Source organism: Roseovarius gaetbuli, from assembly GCF_900172365.1.
Lineage (GTDB): Bacteria > Pseudomonadota > Alphaproteobacteria > Rhodobacterales > Rhodobacteraceae > Roseovarius > Roseovarius gaetbuli.
Genome location: NZ_FWFJ01000047.1, coordinates 1 through 18,023, shown reverse-complemented (window position 1 = coordinate 18,023; position 18,023 = coordinate 1). Strand labels below are relative to the sequence as shown.

The following is an 18,023-nucleotide window of genomic DNA, read 5'->3' as shown; positions in this document are numbered from 1 at the left end:
CTAACCCGGGGTGATCATACCTATCAGATGGGGCGCGCGGGCGAAATTCAAATGAAATTTACCACAATTGGTGATCCAAAGACCGGCCGCTCGGCGTATAACCCTTAACAACCCGGAGGCTCATATGCGTCATCTTGCGATTCTATTCACCTTTTTGTGGGCCGTGCCCGCAGCGGCGCTTAATCTTGACGCCGAATTTGGCAATATCGACGGTGGTACGCTCAAGCTCTCGGATTGGGCGGGTCGCCCGGTTCTTGTGGTCAATACCGCCTCGCAATGCGGCTTTACCGGACAATACGAAGGGCTTCAGGCGCTGCATGACACATACAGCGCGCGCGGTCTTGTGGTTCTCACAGTGCCGTCAGACGATTTTCGCCAAGAGCTTGCGACAGAAGAAAAGGTCAAGGAGTTCTGCGAAATAAACTATGGGCTGACCCTGCCGATGACTACGATCACCCCGGTAACCGGGGCAAAGGCGCATCCGTTCTATGCCTCGGTCGCCGAGGAGGCGCAGTTTGAACCGAGCTGGAATTTCAACAAGATCCTGCTTGCCCCGGACGGCACTGTGGCCGCGACCCATGGGGCAACGACCCGGCCCCTGTCACGCAAAGTGACACAGGCGATTGAAGCTTTCCTGCCGAAATAGAGCCTACCAATCCATCACGACCTTGCCAGAATTGCCCGACATCATCGCGGCAAATCCGGCCTCGTAATCATCAATCGAGATGCGGTGCGTGATCAGGCCCGACATATCAAGACCCGACTGCACCAGCGCGATCATCTTGTACCAGGTCTCGTACATCTCGCGGCCATAGATGCCCTTGATATTCAGCATCTTGAAAATCACGCTGTTCCAATCGACGGCAAATTCTGTCGGCGCGATCCCAAGAAGCGCAAGTTTGCCGCCGTTGTTGAGCCGCGCAATCATCTGCTGCATCGCCGGGGCCGCACCTGACATCTCAAGACCCACATCAAAACCTTCGGTCATGCCGATCCCTGCCATCACATCGGCGAGGTGCTCCTGGCTGACATCGACCACATGCTGCACCCCCATTTTACGCGCTAGATCAAGCCGATAGGGGTTGATATCGGTGATCACCACCTTGCGCGCCCCAACCTTTTGAGCGACCAGCGCACCCATTATGCCAATCGGCCCCGCGCCAGTAACAAGCACATCCTCACCCACAAGATCAAAGCTAAGCGCGGTATGCACCGCATTGCCAAAGGGATCAAAGATCGCCGCGATTTCATCGGGAATGTCTTCCGGGATCGGCACGACATTGCTTTCGGGAATACAGAGATACTCGGCAAAAGAGCCGGGCCTGTGCACGCCAACCCCCTTGGTATTGCGGCAAAGCTGTCCTCGGCCAGCGCGACAATTCCGGCAGGTGCCACAGACGATATGGCCCTCGCCACTTACCCTCTGACCGATCCGGTATTTCACGGCGGCGGCACCCATATCGACGATCTCGCCGACAAATTCATGGCCAACAACCATTGGAACGGGTACGGTTTTCGCGCTGAATTCGTCCCATTTCCAGATATGCACATCGGTCCCGCAGATCGCCGATTTCCGGACCTTGATCAACACGTCGCTTGGGCCAACTTCGGGCACCGGCACATATTTCATCCAAAGGCCCGGCTCCGGCCGCGATTTCACAAGCGCCTTCATCTCATTCTTCATTGGATAACTCCCAGGTCACGGCCCACCTCGGCAAAGGCGTCAATTGCCTTGTCGAGCATCTCGCGGGTCAAGCCCGCACTCATCTGTGTACGAATGCGGTCCTGAGCCTTAGGCACCACAGGAAATGAAAAAGCAGTCACAAACACGCCCTTTTCGCCCAATTTCGCCGCCATATCCTGCGCCAGCTTCGGGTCGCGCAACATCACCGGAATGATCGCGTGCTCACCGGGCAAAAGCTCGAACCCAAGTGCGCCCATTCTCTGGCGGAAATACCCGGCATTCTCCCACAGGCGCGCGCGACGCTCGGCGCCGTCTTCCAACATCTCAAACACCTTGATCGAAGCCCCGGCAATCACCGGCGCCAGCGTGTTCGAGAACAGATAGGGCCGCGAGCGTTGCCGCAGCCAATCAACCAGTCCCGCGCTTGCCACGGTATAGCCACCAGACGCGCCGCCAAGCGCCTTGCCAAGCGTCCCGGTAAGGATATCAACCCGCTCCATCACACCAAACATCTCGGGCGTCCCGCGCCCGGTTGGCCCGACAAAGCCGGTGGCATGGCAATCGTCCACCATGACCATCGCATCATACCGCTCGGCCAGATCACAGATCTCGTCAAGACGCGCATAATAGCCATCCATCGAAAATACGCCGTCCGTGGCAATCAACCGATGCCGCGCGCCCTGCGCCTCCTTTAGGCATCGCTCAAGATCGGCCATGTCACTATTGGCATAGCGATAGCGCTGCGCCTTGCACAGGCGGACCCCGTCAATGATGCTTGCGTGGTTGAGGGCATCGGAAATAATCGCATCCTCGGGACCAAGAATAGTCTCGAACAAACCGGCATTCGCATCAAAGCAACTTGGATAGAGGATGCAATCTTCCTTCCCGAGGAACCCCGCAATGCGCGCCTCAAGCGCCTTATGTTCTTCCTGGGTTCCACAGATAAAGCGCACGCTGGCCATGCCAAACCCATAGCGATCAAGCGCGTCATGCGCGGCTTTGATGATCTCGGGATTGTCGGCAAGGCCAAGATAGTTGTTGGCACAAAGGTTGATCGCCTCACGACCATCGGCCAGCCGGATTTCACCCGCCTGCATCGAGGCAATCACACGTTCGCGTTTGTAAAGCCCCTCGTCGCGCAGCCCGTCAAGCCGCCCGGCAATATCATCGTCAAATCGCTTAGATGCGCGCGCCATCGGTCTCTCCCATTCTATTTCACCGTTCCGGAAATACTCCGGGGGAGTCGCCCATCGGGCGACGGGGGCAGCGCCCCCATCCCTCCTTATACAGCGATTCTTGGACGACCCGAGGCCTCAACCGTGATTTCCGCCTCCAAAAACACCTGCCGTGCTTCGGCCTGTGCCTGTTTAACGTCCCGACTGACCGTCACATGAATATCCGCCGCACCGGCCGCCTCGGCCTCGGCGCGGGCTTCGACCTCAAGTGCGGATTGAAGCGCCTGCATCGCGACCTCAGGGGCGGCGTAATCCTCGGGCCCGGTTTCCAGGTGCACCCTGTATTTCCCCTCGGCAGGCGAGGTGACCGTGCCACTGCGCCGGATCGTAACGCGGCCGACCACCGCACCGATTGCATTTGCCACGCCTCCATGTTCGGGCAGGATCATATGGGTATGCACCCGCTCGCCGACCGCCGGGTAATAGCTCGCGGCAGAGGCCCCAAGCCCGATCACCGGCACCGCAAGCCCAGTGTTCAACCGCAAAAGCCCCGCGTGCTGATCCAGGCCCTTTTGCATCAAAACATGCGCTGCCAATTGCACGGACGGAAGGCCAAAATCGACATCCTCTTCCGAAAAAGCAGTCTCTAACAAGGCCAAGCTCGTCTGATGCGTTAGCCGATCCACGACCATCTGCGCCATATCCTCTGGCGTGCGCGCCAGCGCATTTCCCGATCCGGTCCGCTTGCGTGCCAACAAGGTGAGCGCCTTCTGAGCAGCCTCACCATCCCAGGCCTCAAGCCGCCCGAGAACGTGACTGGCATCTGAAGGCGTCACACCCGCGATCTGGACAAGGCCGCGCCGCACGAGGCGCTGCAACGCCTGGCTTTCCATCCGGGTTTTGAGCATGCGCCCCACCGGATGCACCCCGTCGCCAATCCGAACAAGCAGATCCGCTTCGCGTTCGCTTAGCCCGCCACCATCCACCCCGGACACGGCGCGCAAAAACCGCGCGTCATACTCGCCGGGCGCGGCGGCGCGCAGTTGCTCTTCCAAAACCGCATGAACAAGATCGGGCGCCTCGGTCGCCATCAGGCTGATCGGAATCAAACGGCGGGGTCCAAGGGTGACGCCACCTTCCAGCCCCTCGTCGCGCACATGCACCTCACTATCACCGCCAAGACCAAAGGTGCGCATCGCGACCGCCTCGACCATGGTGCGCCACGGCCCGACCTGCGCACCCGCCGGGTCAATCGCGGGCCGACCATCACGCAGCACGGCGACATCGGTGGTCGTTCCACCAATATCAGACACAAGCGCATGATCCGCCCCCGTCATCCAGCGCGCGCCGACAATGCTTGCCGCCGGTCCGCTCAGGATCGTCTCAATAGGGCGTTCACGGGCCTGGTCGGCCGAAATAAGCGCGCCATCGCCACGCACCACCATCAGGGGCGCCTCGACGCCAAGATCGCGCAACTTGCCCTCGGCCTTGTCGATAAGCCGGGCAATCATCCCGATCAGCCGCGCATTCAACAGCGCCGTCAACGCCCGTTTCGGCCCATTAAGGCGCGCCGAAAGGTGATGAGAACATGACACCGGCCGCCCGGTGACCTCACGAATGATCGCCGCAGCGGCAAGCTCGTGCGCCGGGTTACGGGTGGCGAACTGCGATGCAACAGCAAAGGCCGAAATGCCATGATCAGTCTCTAACCATGCCAAAAGGGTATCTTTATCCAATGGCGTGGATTCTCCACCTGCATGGTTGTGGCCGCCTGCGATCACAAGGGCGGGATCACCTCCAAGCGCCTCTGCCAACCCATGCGCCGCAAGATCCGCCTCGCGAAACCCGATATAGATCAGACCCACGCGCCCACCCTGCCCTTCGACAAGGGCATTGGTGGCCAGCGTCGTCGACAAAGAGGCAAGCCCGATCTCGCCAGCATCCACCTGCCCTTCGGCAAGGACCGCCGCCACTGCCGCGCCGATACCAAATGCAAGGTCATGCCGCGTGGTCAGCGCCTTGGCGCTCGCAATCACTTCGCGCTCGTCCCTGATCAACACCGCATCCGTATAGGTGCCGCCCGTATCCACCCCCAAAAGCAAGGTCATCCACCGATCCTTTTTCCGTTTGTGTCGGGTTTAACCGGCTTTGCGGCTTATGCCAGCCCGTTTGCGGCATCTTTCAGTCGCTTCATCGCCCAACGGGCCGCTTCGGCGACGGTTGGATCGGGGTCATTGCACAAATCACCCGCCACAGCGCTTAGTGTCGGGTCGCCCGAATTGCCAACCGCATAAAGCACATTACGCACAAAACGATCCCGTCCAATCCGCTTGATCGGGCTGACGGAAAACTTTTCCCGAAAGGCCGCATCGTCAAGCACCGCCAGATCGGCCAGCTTGGGCGCCATCAGGTCGTCGCGGGCGTGGTATTTGACCTCACGCGCCTCGACCGCAAACTTGTTCCAGGGACAGACCGCCAGACAATCGTCACAGCCATAAATCCGGTTGCCCATCAGCGCGCGCAGATCGTCATCGACCGGACCTTTGTGCTCGATGGTCAGATAAGAAATGCAACGGCGCGCATCGAGTTGGTAAGGGGCAGGAAAGGCATCTGTCGGACAGACGTCAAGACAGGCGCGACATGATCCGCAATGATCAATTTCCGCCGGATCAGACTCTAAGTCCAAGGTCGTAAAGACCGAGCCGATAAAGAACCAACTGCCCAAATCCCTGCTGACGAGATTGGTGTGCTTGCCCTGCCAGCCAAGCCCTGCGGCCTGTCCAAGTGGCTTTTCGGGCACCGGGGCGGTGTCGACAAACACCTTCACCTCGCCGCCGCCCTCGGCAATAAGCCACCGCGCCAACCGCTTGAGCCGCTTCTTGACCGTATCGTGATAATCCTTGTTTCGGGCATAAACAGAGACTGTTCCAACATCCTTCTGCGCCAGCGTCGCCATCGGATCGCCCTCTGGCGTATAGCTTTCTCCAAGCATGATAACCGTGCGCGCCTCGGGCCAGAGAGCCGCCGGATTGCCGCGCCAGGCCTGACGCTCTCCAAGCCAGCTCATCTGCCCGTGATACCCACGATCAATAAACGCCACCAGACGCTCGGGCACCTGTGACACATCCCAGGGACGACAAAGCTTGCAGGCGTCAAACCCCTCGAACATGGCCTGCTGAACAAGTCTCTGTTTCAGCGTGATCATGATTCTTCTTGCCTTAAATATCCGGGGGGAATTGCCCCTTGGGCGATGGGGGCAGCGCCCCCGAACTCAGAAATCCAGATCAGCATAATGCGCGGGCGGCGGAAAGCCCGGCACCTGATCGGCGAGGATACTGCGAAAGGCTGGGCGCGATTTGATTTTGGCGTACCAATCCTTGACCGCCTCGCTTCGGTTCCAATCGACGTCACTGATGTAATCAAGCGCACTCAGATGCGCGGCGGCGGCGAAATCGGCCAGCGTCATCACATCACCGGCCAGCCAGCGACGATGATCCAGGAGCCAAGCCATGTAATCGAGGTGATATTTGATCGCCCGCGCGCCGTCTTTGACATTGCGGCTATCGGGAAAGCCAAGCTTCATCACCTTCTTGTTCACCCGCTCACCGACAAGCTTGGACGTGACTTCGTTGTGAAACTTGTCATCAAACCAGCCCACGATCCTGCGTACCTCGTACCTGGCATCGGTGCTTTTCGGCATAAGGCTGGGCTCGGGATATTTCTCCTCAAGGTATTCGCAAATCGCCGCGCTTTCGGACATGGTTTTGCCGTCGATCCTGAGAACCGGTACCTTGCCGGCCGGATTACGGCGCAGAAAATCGGGGTCTTGCTCCCAATAGCGTTCTTCCACCAGCTCGCATTCAATCCTCTTTTCCGCGAGGCTAAGCCGCACTTTGCGGCAATAGGGCGAAAGCGGAACGTGAAAAAGCTTGGCCATAGTGCGATTTTACCTTTGGTCCAGATGGTTGACCCTCAATGCCCACATTACACGGGTTTTTCAATCCTCGAAACAACTGGCGCGACCATCCCGGCGGATGGTGGCCGCCCCGTCAAGAATACTGGCCGCCCGTGACCGAAGCGCCTTGCTCGGCCGATTTGCGGAACGCCCCTTCGGATCGGGTAAAAGCGCGGCAAGACGCGCGGCCTGCACATCGCTAAGATCGCCGGGACCGACACCAAAGTAGTGTTGGGCGGCGGCGGCAATGCCAAACACACCTTCGTCAAATTCGGCAACGTTAAGGTAAACCTCGAGAATACGGCGCTTCGGCCAAAACGCCTCGATCAGCGGGGTCATCATCGCCTCAAGCGCCTTGCGAGCCCAGTTTCGCCCGTGCCAGAGATAGGTATTCTTGGCCACCTGCTGGCTTATGGTCGAGGCGCCACGCCCCGAACCTTCGGCAATCGCGGTGCGAATGGCGGACATATCAAAGCCCCAGTGCTGACAGAAATTCGCGTCTTCCGCGGCGACAAGCGCGCGCGGCATAATCGCAACAACCTCGTTTATCGGCACCCAAGTATAGTCGATCTTGCCAAGGCGCCGCGCCTCTTGGCCCATGTAAAAGGTGGGGGGTGGGGCGATCACGCGATGTGCGGCGATCACGCCAATCACGACAAGCGCGGCAATCACCGCATAGCGCCAAATCCACCGCCGTAGCCATGCCAGCGGGTTCATCAGCACCCGTCTTGAAGAAGATGATTTGCGCGCCTTTGCCATGGATTAGCTATAGCGCCGCGCGGGGCGATGCAAAACCCGCTTTAGGCCGCAACCGGGGGCGATATTGCATCGCCCCCGATTGCTTGGATCATTCGGCTGGTACGGCCTGCTTCTCGTGACCAAGCGGATAGGCCAGTTTGTCGAGCATTTCGATCGGGCAAAGCTGATGGAAATTGGCCTTTTCGATATCCCAGTATTGCAGGATATCCTGTGCCTTGCGGCTTCCGGTTTCCTCAACATGACGCTCGATCAGACCCTTAAGCTCGGCCTCCCAATGTGGCTCTGTTACGGCGCAACTTACCAGTGTTTCGCGATTGATCAGGTTTTCGGCCCGGCCTTCTGGATCATAGAGATAGGCCATACCCCCGGTCATCCCGGCGCCAAAGTTGGCGCCGATGCTGCCAAGGATCACGGCGACACCGCCGGTCATGTATTCACAACCGTTGCTGCCACAGCCCTCGATCACCACCTTGGCGCCACTGTTGCGCACGGCGAAACGTTCACCGGCGCGCCCCGAGGCGAAAAGATAACCATCGGTTGCCCCGTAAAGCACGGTATTGCCAATGATCGTGTTGTCGGCCGCCACAAGCGGGCTCGACATCGGCGGGCGCACCACGACGGTGCCCCCTGACAGGCCCTTGCCGACATAGTCATTGGCATCGCCCGACACTTCGATCTTGAGGCCGGGCGCGGCAAATGCACCAAGCGATTGCCCGGCACTCCCGGTCAGTTTGACCGTCAGATGATCGGGTTGCAGGCTATTGCGCATGCCGAATTTCCGCACGATATGGCTGGAAATCCGGGTGCCGACGGTGCGGTCGGTATTCTGCACCGCATAATGCAGCTGCATCTTTTCGCCGTCATTCAGGAACCGCTGTGCATCGTTGACGATTTCGGCGTCAAGCGTATCGGGCACCTCGTTGCGCGGGCGGTCCCGGTCATACCGCTGATCCTTTGCACCATCGACGGTGATCAGCATCGGGTTGAGATCAAGATCATCCAGATGCGCCGACCCACGGCTGACCTGCGTCAACAGATCGGCGCGGCCAATCACATCGTCCATGCTGCGCGCGCCGATGCTTGCCAGCAACTCGCGCACTTCCTGGGCGTAGAACGTGATCAGGTTCACGACCTTTTCGGCATTGCCGGTGAACTTGTCGCGCAATGCCTCATCCTGCGTACACACGCCAACCGGACAGGTGTTGCTCTGGCACTGGCGCACCATGATACAGCCCATCGCGATCAGTGCGGCGGTGCCGATACCGTATTCCTCGGCGCCCATCATCGCGGCCATGACAATGTCACGCCCGGTGCGAAGCCCGCCATCGGTGCGCAGGGTGATACGCGTGCGCAGGTTGTTCATCGACAGAACCTGATGCGCCTCAGTAAGGCCCATTTCCCACGGCAGGCCGGCATATTTGATCGAGGTGGCCGGGCTTGCGCCGGTGCCACCATTATGACCCGAAATCAGGATCACATCCGCCTTGGCCTTGGCCACACCGGCGGCAATCGTGCCAACGCCCGATTGCGCCACAAGCTTGACCGTGACCTTGACGGTCGGGTTGATCTGCTTGAGGTCATAGATCAGCTGCGCCAGATCCTCGATCGAATAGATGTCGTGGTGCGGCGGCGGTGAAATAAGCGTGACGCCCTTGGTCGAATGGCGCAGACGCGCGATAAGGTCGGTCACCTTCATGCCGGGCAACTGGCCGCCCTCGCCGGGCTTGGCGCCCTGCGCGACCTTGATCTCAAGCTCTTCACAGTGGTTCAGGTATTCGGCTGTGACACCAAACCGGCCCGATGCGACCTGCTTGATCTTGGCCGACGGGTTGTCGCCATTGGCCTCGGGGGTGAAATGCGCCGGATCTTCGCCGCCCTCACCACTGTCAGAGCGCGCGCCGATCCGGTTCATCGCCACGTTGAGAGTCTTGTGCGCCTCGGGGCTAAGCGCCCCAAGCGACATGCCCGGCGTGACAAAGCGTTTGCGGATCGCCGTGACGCTTTCGACCTCTTCAATCGGGATTGCGGCCCCCAACGGCTTGATCGCCATCAGATCACGCAAATGGATCGGCGGATTGGCCTGCATCGCCGTGGAATAGCGCTTCCACATCTCATAGCTGGCCTTGTTACAGGCGACCTGAAGCATATGCATGGTCTGCGCGCCCCAAGCGTGGGTTTCGCCCGATTTACGCGCCTTGTAGAAGCCGCCAATAGGCAGAATATCCTGCCCGCCGCGATAGGCGCGGGCGTGAACCTCTTCAATCTTGGCCTGAACGCCGCTTACGCCGATGCCCGAAATCCGGCTGGTAAGGCCCGGGAAATACTCGGCGCACATGGCACGGCTAAGGCCGACCGCCTCAAAGTTAAGGCCGCCGCGATAGCTTGAGATAACCGAGATGCCCATCTTCGACATGATCTTGAGCAGGCCCTGATCAATCGCCGCGCGATAGCGGGCGACTGCTTCGGTCAGCGAACCGTCGATCAGGCCACGCTCGATCCGGTCGGCGATGCTGTCTTCGGCAAGATAGGCGTTAACAACGGTCGCACCGGCGCCGATCAGCACGGCGAAATAATGCGGGTCGATACATTCGGCCGAGCGCACGCTCAGCGAACAGAAGGTCCGCAAACCCTTGCGCGTCAGATGGCTGTGCACCGCGCTGGTCGCAAGGATCATCGGCATGCCGACGCGGTCTTCGCCCTGGTTCTGGTCGGTCAGGATCAGGTGGCCAGAGCCGCTTCTGACGGCATCTTCGGCCTCAGCACGAATGCGTTCCAGACCCTTTTGCAGGGCGTTCTTGCCGGGGCCAAAGCTACAGTCGATCTCGGTCACATCGGCGTTGAACTGGCGGATCATCTCGATCCACTGGGCGTTGCCGACAAACGGGCTTTCAAGCACCAAAATCTCGGTCTGCGCGCTTGATTCATCAAGCACGTTTTTGAGATTTCCGAACCGTGTCTTAAGGCTCATCACCCGGAATTCGCGCAGGCTGTCGATTGGCGGGTTGGTCACCTGGCTAAAGTTTTGGCGGAAATAGTGACTAAGCGGGCGATATTGCTTGGAGAGAACCGCGCTTGGCGTGTCGTCGCCCATGCTTGCAATCGCCTCTTTGCCATCCTCGGCCATCGGCGCAAGGATTTGCTCTAGCTCTTCGATGCTATAGCCGGCCGCAATCTGGCGGCGGCGAAGCTCTGCTCCGGTATAGATCGGCGCCTCGCTGACCACGGCCAGCTTTTCGTCAAGCTCGTTGATCTTGCCAACCCATTCGCCAAAGGGCTGGGCATTGGCGAGCTTATCCTTGACCTCGGAATCGTGGTAAAGCTTGCCTTCGGCCATATCCACAGCCAGCATCTGACCCGGCCCAAGCGCGCCTTTTTCCTTAACGTTCGCTTCGTCAATCGGCACCATTCCGGCCTCGGAGCCCGCGATGACAAGACCATCACCGGTCACCACATAGCGCATCGGGCGCAAACCGTTGCGGTCAAGCCCGGCGCAGACCCAACGACCATCGGTCATCGCAAGCGCGGCGGGGCCATCCCATGGCTCCATCACGGAGTTGCAATAGGAATACATATCGCGCCAGGCGGCAGGCAGGTCTTCGGCCTGTTTTGACCAGGATTCCGGCACCAGCATGGTTTTCGCCATCGGCGCATTGCGCCCGGCACGCACCAGAACCTCGAACACGGCGTCAAGCGCGGCACTGTCGCTAGAGCCTTGCGGGATGATCGGTTTGATGTCTTCGGCCAGATCGCCAAACGCGCCGCTTGCCATGCGGATTTCGTGGCTTTTCATCCAGTTCACATTGCCCTTGAGCGTGTTGATCTCGCCGTTATGGGCCAGCATGCGGAACGGCTGCGCCAGCCACCACTGCGGGAAGGTGTTGGTCGAATAGCGCTGGTGATAGATGGCGAAGGCGGATTTGAAGCGCTCGTCCATCAGATCGGGATAGAAAACCGCGACCTGCTCGGCCAGCATCATGCCTTTGTAGATGATGCTCCGGCAGGACAGGCTTGCGATGTAAAGCCCGCTGATCCCGGCTTCGTTCACGGCTTTTTCGATCCGGCGACGGATCACGTAAAGCTCGCGCTCGAAGGTTTCCTCGTCGATATCCTTGGCGTTGGTGATCAGGATCTGTTCAATCTCGGGACGGGTCACATTCGCCTTTTCGCCAAGACAGGTCACATCGACCGGCACGTGACGCCAGCCATAGATCGTGTGCCCCATGCGAAGCACTTCGGTTTCGACAATCGTGCGGCACGCTTCTTGGGCGCCAAAGTTGGTGCGCGGCAAAAACACCTGGCCGACCGCAATCAGGCGATCCTGTTCGGGCTCGTGGCCGGTGCGACGGATCTGGTCATAAAAGAACGGCACCGGAATTTGCAGATGAATACCCGCGCCATCGCCGGTCTTGCCATCGGCATCGACCGCGCCGCGATGCCAGATCGCCTTGAGGGCATCAATGCCGGCCTGCACAACGCGGCGGCTTGGCTTGCCGTCAATCGACACCACGAGGCCAACGCCACAGGAAGAATGCTCTTCTTCCTCGGAATACATGCCATTCTCGGCCAGCCACTTGCGTTTGGCTTCTTCTTTAACGGCCCAGTCAGAATCAAACTTCGTCATTTTCTTTAACCCTTCGTCTACCCGGTGGGTCAGGGACGCTTCCCTGTTTCGAGTGCTTGCGCGGCATGACCCGCGCGTGAATTCTATTCGGCCGCGACGGCCTGCGCTGCGTTCAGGTAATTAAGAACCGCCGCCGCAGAATCGCGTCCGTCGCGAATGGCCCAAACCACAAGGCTGGCGCCGCGCACGATATCGCCAACGGCAAATACGCCGTCCATCGCGGTTTGCCCGCTGGTGAACTCGGCCTTGATGGTGCCCCAGCGGGTCACTTCCAATTCCTTTTGGTTCCACAGCGTCGGCAGATCCTCGGGCTCGAAGCCAAGCGCCTTGATCACAAGATCGGCGGGCTCGTCATGCTCGGCGCCTTCAATCGGCTCGGGGCTTTGACGGCCCGTGGCGTCGGGGGCGCCAAGGCGCATCTTTTGCACCTTTACGGATGTTACCGGATCACCGGCAAAACCCTTGGGCGCGCTCAGCCATTCGAACTTGACGCCTTCTTCCTCGGCGTTCTGAACTTCACGCTGGCTTCCCGGCATGTTCTCACGGTCACGACGATAAAGACAGGTCACCGATTTCGCGCCCTGACGGATCGCCGTGCGCACGCAATCCATGGCCGTATCACCGCCGCCGACCACGACTATGCGCTTGCCTTCGGCGTTTAGTTCGCCACTTTCGAATTCCGGAACGCTATCGCCAAAACAGGTTCGGTTGCTGGCGGTCAGATAATCAATTGCCCGCACGATGCCATTTGCACCGGCGCCCGGCCCTTGCAGATCACGCGACTTGTAAACGCCAGTCGCGATCATGACCGCGTTGTGTTTGCCACGGATTTCATCAAAGGTGATGTCCTTGCCCACATTGCAGTTGAGCACAAAGGTCACGCCGCCTTTTTCAAGCTGCTCGACCCGGCGCATGACCACGTCCTTCTCAAGCTTGAAGCCGGGGATGCCATAGGTCAGCAGGCCGCCACCGCGATCATAGCGGTCATAAACCGTCACCTGCACACCGGCACGGCGCAACACATCCGCCGCCGCAAGACCACCGGGGCCCGCGCCAATGATGCCGACGGAATCAGCCCGTTCCTGCGCGGGCTTGATGGTCTCGACCCAGCCTTCCTGCCATGCGGTGTCGGTGATGTATTTCTCGACCGCGCCGATGGTGACCGTGCCGTGACCGGATTGTTCGATCACGCAATTGCCTTCGCACAGGCGATCCTGCGGGCAGATGCGGCCGCAAATTTCCGGAAAGGTGTTGGTCAGCTGGCTAAGCTCGTAGGCCTCTCTAAGCCGCCCTTCGGCGGTCAGCCGGAGCCAGTCGGGAATGTTGTTGTGCAACGGGCAATGGGTCTGGCAATAGGGAACGCCACATTGGCTGCACCGGCTTGCCTGTTCCTTGGCCTTGGCATCCGCGAACTCTGCATAGATTTCATGGAAATCCTCACGCCGTTTCTCGGCCCCGCGTTTTTCGGGCATGTCCCGGTCGACGCTAATGAATTTCAACATTGGTTGCTTAGCCACTGCAAGCCCTCCCGACTCTGGTTGTGAGGCGGGTTTTATAATAGTCGAAACTCAATTAAAAGTCATAAAGTATGACCTATTGTCAAAATAATTTTGCTGCACAGCAGAAGATGACAGCGAAATACGCAAAATATATGTCCGAACCGGCCCCTTATTGACGTTTGCCTTTGAAAGCCAATGTTTTATAGGTGAGGAAAAGCCCGAGCAGGACACAGGCAATGCCGCTATTTCATATTTTCCTTGTGGCCGTCGTTCAGGGGATCACCGAATTTCTGCCGATCTCTTCTTCTGGTCACCTGATTCTCCTGCCAAAGCTGACCGGCCTTCAGGATCAGGGACAGATGATAGATGTCGCTGTGCATGTCGGGACTTTGATGGCGGTGATGATCTATTTCTGGGCCGATTTGCGCGATGCGATTCTTGGCCTTCCCCACCTGATGCGCGGGCGCGCCGATACCACCGGTGCGCGACTTGCGCTTTTGTTGCTGATTGCCTCGGTGCCGGTCATTGCCTTTGGCCTTTTGCTTCACCTGACCGGGCTAGAGGCGGAAATGCGGTCAATCGCCGTGATCGGATGGACAACGCTTGTCTTTGGCCTGCTGCTTTATTGGTCGGATCAGATCGGCGATACCGTAAAGACCGCCAAAGACTGGAACATTCAGGACGCGATGGTCATTGGCGTCTGGCAAGCGATTGCCCTTATCCCCGGCACGTCTCGCTCTGGCATCACCATCACCGGTGCACGGTTTCTTGGCTATGAGCGCCGCGATGCCGCCAAGGTGTCGATGCTGATGTCGGTGCCGACGATTTTTGCCAGCGGCATTTTTCTGGGCGGCGAAGTCTTTCTAAAAGCGGATATGGCGCTTTTGCACGATGGCGCAATTGCCGCCCTGTTTGCCTTTGGCGCAGCCCTGCTCGCGCTTAGCCTGATGATGCGGCTCTTGCGCAGCGTCAGCTTTACGCCCTACGTGATTTACCGCATCATCCTTGGCCTGTCCCTGTTGGGATTTGCCTATCTCTGAGCGCTTTAATGCGCGCGCAGGTTTTTCGCCGATTCCTTGATCGCCTCGTATTGGCCCGCAGGGCGGAATCGCCAGAGGTAATCGGGCAAGACCGCCTCGACGGCCACCGGGGTGATCCCAAGATCGGCAAAGCCACGGGCGCCCGGCGCAACGACATTATCCACCCTCAGGCTTTTGACCTGATCGCTGGTGATCTGCGCCGACACGAGGCCGAGGGTCGCGGTCTGGATAAAATCCATCACCCCACCCATCACCGACGCGATGCCAAAGGGGATGTTCACGATAAGGCGGCGGCGGCGGATCACCGTCAGCATCTGCTGCATCAGCTCGCGAAAGGTTGCCACCTCGGGGCCGCCAAGTTCGTAAATGCCGGGCTCGGCCTTGCCCATCGCGCCAAGAACGGCGGCCTGTGCGACATCATCCACGTAAACCGGCCGAAACTTGGTCTCGGCGCCAACCACGGGAAGGATCGGGCCAAAGCGCGTCATCCCGGCAAAGCGGTTAAAGAACTGGTCCTCGGCCCCAAAGATAACCGAGGGGCGCAGGATCACGGCGTTCGGGAAATACTCGATCACGCCCGCCTCGCCCTGGGCCTTGCTCCGGGCATAGGCGCTGTCGGACTCAAGATCGGCGCCGATTGCGGAAATTTGGACAAGCTGGGCAACGCCCTCTTCGGCGGCGAGCCGGGCGATGCGAACGGCACCTTCGTTCTGGATCGCCTGAAAGCTGTTGCGCCCCTTGCGATCAAACGTGCCGACGCAATTGATAACGGCATCCGCCCCCTTAAGCACGGCACGCACGCTGGCATCGTCGCGGATATTGCAAAACACCGGCTCGACCTGACCGACCACGCCGTAGGGTTTGACATGCATCGCCTCGTTCGGGCGACGCACTGCGACCCGTACCCGCCAGCCCGCTTGCGCCATACGCCGCGCGATGTAGCGGCCAACAAATCCTGATCCGCCGTAGATGGTTACAAGCTTTGTCATGAAAGGCCTCCGGGCTATGCGCTTTTGTTGACTTTCCTACCGCCCCAAAGCGGTTTCGACAAGGTGATATGGCAATATATGGGTTAACAGTGAATTCAGCGTTGACACTGCTTTTACCGAGGGATAAACGCCTGCTTCACGACACCTGCCCAGGTGGCGGAATGGTAGACGCGCTAGCTTCAGGTGCTAGTACTCGCAAGGGTGTGGAGGTTCGAGTCCTCTCCTGGGCACCAAATCCTCAGCTAACCCATTGGTTTAACTCCAGCTTTTAACAGTCGTTAGGAGCCGTAGACCATGTCGGAGACCATTTCGCCCACGTTCACCTTCGTGAAGGATGGGGTCTTTTACTTTAGCCGCCGCATCCCAAAAGAGCTGCAGCCTCATTACACATCACCTCGGATAGCGTATTCGCTTCGCACAAGATCAGCAAAGATCGCTGAAGCGAGAGCCAGACGAGCTGCCGATCAACTTGATGAGTATTGGTATCACCTGAGATCACGTGAAGTGGCACTGCCGGGAAAGCATATGCTGAGACTGCAGCGAGCCGCTGCCGGAGGTGCTACTGATCACCAGCCCGTCCACTCTTCATCATTTATTCTGTTGTCTGAAGCTGTAGGCATCTACCTCCAACAGAAGGGCAAGGGCCGCCCCGTAACGTTCCATAGGGCAGCTGAGCGGGCGTGTGGCTACGTTATCGACGCTTGCGGGGACAAACACCTCGACACTTATACAAAGGCTGATGCCAACGCTTTCCGTGACTCTTTGATCGCTCGTGGCCTAGCTGGCAGCAGCATGACGAGAGTCTTTGGGACAGTCAGGGCTGTGACGAACTTTGCCGCAAGCGAACAGGGTCTCACACTGAACAACCCATTTGCTGGCGTCTACTATGATCGCTCGGCTGGTGTCTCAGAACGCAATCCCATTCCCGCAACGACACTCAGTACCATCCAGAGCAAGTGCCGCGAGATTGACGATGATCTACGTTGGCTGGTCGCGCTGGTCTCAGATACCGGGATGCGCTTGGCTGAAGCGGCAGGGCTGACCAGAGAGGATATCGTCCGCCATGATGACGGGTCTCTTGTTGCCCGCGTTCGCCCACATCCTTGGCGTCGCCTCAAGACCAAGGGTAGCGAACGGGACATTCCACTCGAAGGAGAGGCACGATGGGCAGCCTTGAGCATCCTTGACCAGCAGACCACCTCCCAGTTCGCTTTTCCTCGCTACAACAGGAAAACCACGACGAACGCTAATGCCGCAAGCGCAGCACTGAATAAATGGATGAAGGAACACGTACCAGAAGGATGCACGATGCACAGCTTCCGCCATTCGATGAGGGATCGCCTAAGGGCTGTCGAGTGTCCAGCTGACATTGTTGACCAGATCGGAGGCTGGCAGACGGACGGAGTAGGCCACGGATACGGCTCAGGCTACCCGCTGGACGTCCTCAGGAAGTGGATGAAGGCAGTTACGTGGGCCGACATGGTCTACGGCTCCTAACGACTGTTAAAAGCTGGAGTTAAACCAATGGGTTAGCTGAGGATTTGGTGCCCAGGAGAAGTAGTTCAGCTCCTCCTACAGGCACTTCTTCAACTGGTAGCTCCAGCAAAACAAGGGCTATCAGCATCGGACTTGTCACGTCAACAGGAACCAAATGGTCTACGGTATGGCTGAGGCGCTTGGAGGACTCTCAGACTTCGGTTGCCCCCTGCTGAGGTGTGTGGCCTTGTGAGAGGGGATAGCAAGCGTCACGCGCCAGCTCACAGCCTCTGATGAAGCTTCTTGTTTCACAGTCACGGTAGGGGCTAGGGGGGGAAGGCGCAGCTTTGCCGTCATCTTGGCGACCGCGATCTCGCTCGTTTCCAAGGCCAGTTGCAGTTGCTCGATGCTTTCCGATGATGACCCAAACCGGTGATTGCGATGACCTGCCAACTGGTGGCGCAGCTTCTCGATCAGAACGGCCTGCGACTTCACCTCAGCCAGCAACAGCGATGTGAACTGCCTCAGCTCATCGGGGTCTTCCGGCAAGGATTTGGACACGTCCAGCATGGTCAAACCATAGCAAAACGACGGCGCGAGGGGAATCCCACACGCGCATTTATCCCGCCTTGAGCGGTGTCCAACTGCGCTGCGGCAAACGCCAATCAATCCCTTCGAGCAGCATCGCCAACTGCGCTGCGGTCAGGGCAATCTTGCCCTCTTTCGCCGATGGCCACACGAACCGACCTTTCTCCAGGCGTTTGCTGAACAGGCATGCGCCCTGACCATCCCACCAGATGATCTTGATCAGATCACCGCGCCGAC

14 protein-coding genes and 1 tRNA gene are annotated in these 18,023 nt (G+C 58.9%); 4 read left to right on the top strand and 11 right to left on the bottom strand.

The features are described from left to right. Positions 1–124 precede the first annotated feature (124 nt). Complete coding sequence (locus ROG8370_RS16955) at positions 125–646, top strand: glutathione peroxidase (protein WP_085828353.1); 522 nt, start codon at positions 125–127, stop codon at positions 644–646. Between the two features lie 3 nt (positions 647–649). On the opposite strand, the gene tdh is transcribed toward ROG8370_RS16955, so the two are convergent. From tdh to ROG8370_RS16915, 8 genes are all read right to left on the bottom strand, one after another. Beyond that, positions 650–1,672 (bottom strand): L-threonine 3-dehydrogenase, encoded by a 1,023-nt coding sequence (gene tdh / locus ROG8370_RS16950; RefSeq protein WP_212580103.1) that lies wholly within the window; start codon positions 1,670–1,672, stop codon positions 650–652. An 8-nt stretch (positions 1,673–1,680) separates the two neighbouring features. After that, on the bottom strand, positions 1,681–2,880 hold the full coding sequence (locus tag ROG8370_RS16945) for a glycine C-acetyltransferase (RefSeq protein ID WP_085828351.1): 1,200 nt from the start codon (positions 2,878–2,880) through the stop codon (positions 1,681–1,683). Positions 2,881–2,966: 86 nt separating this feature from the next. Next, positions 2,967–4,967 carry a hydantoinase/oxoprolinase N-terminal domain-containing protein gene (locus ROG8370_RS16940; RefSeq protein ID WP_085828350.1) on the bottom strand — a complete coding sequence of 667 codons (2,001 nt, stop codon included), beginning with the start codon at positions 4,965–4,967 and terminating at the stop codon, positions 2,967–2,969. 47 nt (positions 4,968–5,014) lie between these two features. Continuing rightward, positions 5,015–6,064 carry a tRNA epoxyqueuosine(34) reductase QueG gene (gene queG / locus ROG8370_RS16935; RefSeq protein WP_085828349.1) on the bottom strand — a complete coding sequence of 350 codons (1,050 nt, stop codon included), beginning with the start codon at positions 6,062–6,064 and terminating at the stop codon, positions 5,015–5,017. 66 nt (positions 6,065–6,130) lie between these two features. After that, on the bottom strand, positions 6,131–6,796 hold the full coding sequence (gene fzlA / locus ROG8370_RS16930; protein ID WP_085828348.1) for an FtsZ-binding protein FzlA: 666 nt from the start codon (positions 6,794–6,796) through the stop codon (positions 6,131–6,133). A gap of 60 nt (positions 6,797–6,856) precedes the next feature. Beyond that, a complete protein-coding gene (gene mtgA, locus ROG8370_RS16925; protein ID WP_245827463.1) occupies positions 6,857–7,531 on the bottom strand; it encodes a monofunctional biosynthetic peptidoglycan transglycosylase in 675 nt (224 codons plus the stop codon). A gap of 130 nt (positions 7,532–7,661) precedes the next feature. After that, on the bottom strand, positions 7,662–12,194 hold the full coding sequence (gltB, locus tag ROG8370_RS16920; RefSeq protein WP_085828346.1) for a glutamate synthase large subunit: 4,533 nt from the start codon (positions 12,192–12,194) through the stop codon (positions 7,662–7,664). Positions 12,195–12,277: 83 nt separating this feature from the next. Further along, entirely contained in the window at positions 12,278–13,711 is a 1,434-nt protein-coding gene (locus tag ROG8370_RS16915) for an NAD(P)-dependent oxidoreductase (RefSeq protein WP_170925282.1), read from the bottom strand. 218 nt (positions 13,712–13,929) lie between these two features. Between ROG8370_RS16915 and ROG8370_RS16910 the strand changes: the two genes are divergently transcribed. Next, positions 13,930–14,733: an undecaprenyl-diphosphate phosphatase gene (locus ROG8370_RS16910; protein ID WP_085828344.1), complete on the top strand. Its 804-nt coding sequence runs from the start codon at positions 13,930–13,932 to the stop codon at positions 14,731–14,733. 5 nt (positions 14,734–14,738) lie between these two features. Here the strand turns inward: ROG8370_RS16910 and ROG8370_RS16905 are convergent, their stop codons facing one another. After that, the gene (locus ROG8370_RS16905; RefSeq protein WP_085828343.1) at positions 14,739–15,722 is read right to left on the bottom strand and encodes a complex I NDUFA9 subunit family protein; all 984 of its coding nucleotides are present in this window, start codon (positions 15,720–15,722) and stop codon (positions 14,739–14,741) included. A gap of 147 nt (positions 15,723–15,869) precedes the next feature. On the opposite strand from ROG8370_RS16905, the gene ROG8370_RS16900 reads away from it, so the two are divergent. Next, positions 15,870–15,955 (top strand) — tRNA-Leu (locus tag ROG8370_RS16900). Between the two features lie 61 nt (positions 15,956–16,016). After that, a complete protein-coding gene (locus ROG8370_RS16895; protein ID WP_085828342.1) occupies positions 16,017–17,219 on the top strand; it encodes a DUF6538 domain-containing protein in 1,203 nt (400 codons plus the stop codon). A 159-nt stretch (positions 17,220–17,378) separates the two neighbouring features. Here the strand turns inward: ROG8370_RS16895 and ROG8370_RS16890 are convergent, their stop codons facing one another. Then, positions 17,379–17,768 carry an IS66 family transposase gene (locus tag ROG8370_RS16890; RefSeq protein WP_085828341.1) on the bottom strand — a complete coding sequence of 130 codons (390 nt, stop codon included), beginning with the start codon at positions 17,766–17,768 and terminating at the stop codon, positions 17,379–17,381. A 49-nt stretch (positions 17,769–17,817) separates the two neighbouring features. After that, positions 17,818–18,023 (bottom strand): IS66 family insertion sequence element accessory protein TnpB (gene tnpB / locus ROG8370_RS16885; RefSeq protein ID WP_139838197.1); only part of this gene is annotated, 206 nt, incomplete at its 5' end.

What these genes read in the sequence shown, in the direction of transcription:
- ROG8370_RS16910 (WP_085828344.1), top strand. Translation starts at nt 13,930, where the DNA reads ATGCCGCTATTTCATATTTTCCTTGTGGCCGTCGTTCAGGGGATCACC.
- ROG8370_RS16890 (WP_085828341.1), bottom strand. Translation starts at nt 17,768, where the DNA reads ATGCTGGACGTGTCCAAATCCTTGCCGGAAGACCCCGATGAGCTGAGG.
- tdh (WP_212580103.1), bottom strand. Translation starts at nt 1,672, where the DNA reads ATGAAGGCGCTTGTGAAATCGCGGCCGGAGCCGGGCCTTTGGATGAAA.
- ROG8370_RS16955 (WP_085828353.1), top strand. Translation starts at nt 125, where the DNA reads ATGCGTCATCTTGCGATTCTATTCACCTTTTTGTGGGCCGTGCCCGCA.
- ROG8370_RS16940 (WP_085828350.1), bottom strand. Translation starts at nt 4,967, where the DNA reads ATGACCTTGCTTTTGGGGGTGGATACGGGCGGCACCTATACGGATGCG.
- ROG8370_RS16895 (WP_085828342.1), top strand. Translation starts at nt 16,017, where the DNA reads ATGTCGGAGACCATTTCGCCCACGTTCACCTTCGTGAAGGATGGGGTC.
- queG (WP_085828349.1), bottom strand. Translation starts at nt 6,064, where the DNA reads ATGATCACGCTGAAACAGAGACTTGTTCAGCAGGCCATGTTCGAGGGG.
- mtgA (WP_245827463.1), bottom strand. Translation starts at nt 7,531, where the DNA reads ATGAACCCGCTGGCATGGCTACGGCGGTGGATTTGGCGCTATGCGGTG.
- gltB (WP_085828346.1), bottom strand. Translation starts at nt 12,194, where the DNA reads ATGACGAAGTTTGATTCTGACTGGGCCGTTAAAGAAGAAGCCAAACGC.
- ROG8370_RS16945 (WP_085828351.1), bottom strand. Translation starts at nt 2,880, where the DNA reads ATGGCGCGCGCATCTAAGCGATTTGACGATGATATTGCCGGGCGGCTT.
- fzlA (WP_085828348.1), bottom strand. Translation starts at nt 6,796, where the DNA reads ATGGCCAAGCTTTTTCACGTTCCGCTTTCGCCCTATTGCCGCAAAGTG.
- ROG8370_RS16905 (WP_085828343.1), bottom strand. Translation starts at nt 15,722, where the DNA reads ATGACAAAGCTTGTAACCATCTACGGCGGATCAGGATTTGTTGGCCGC.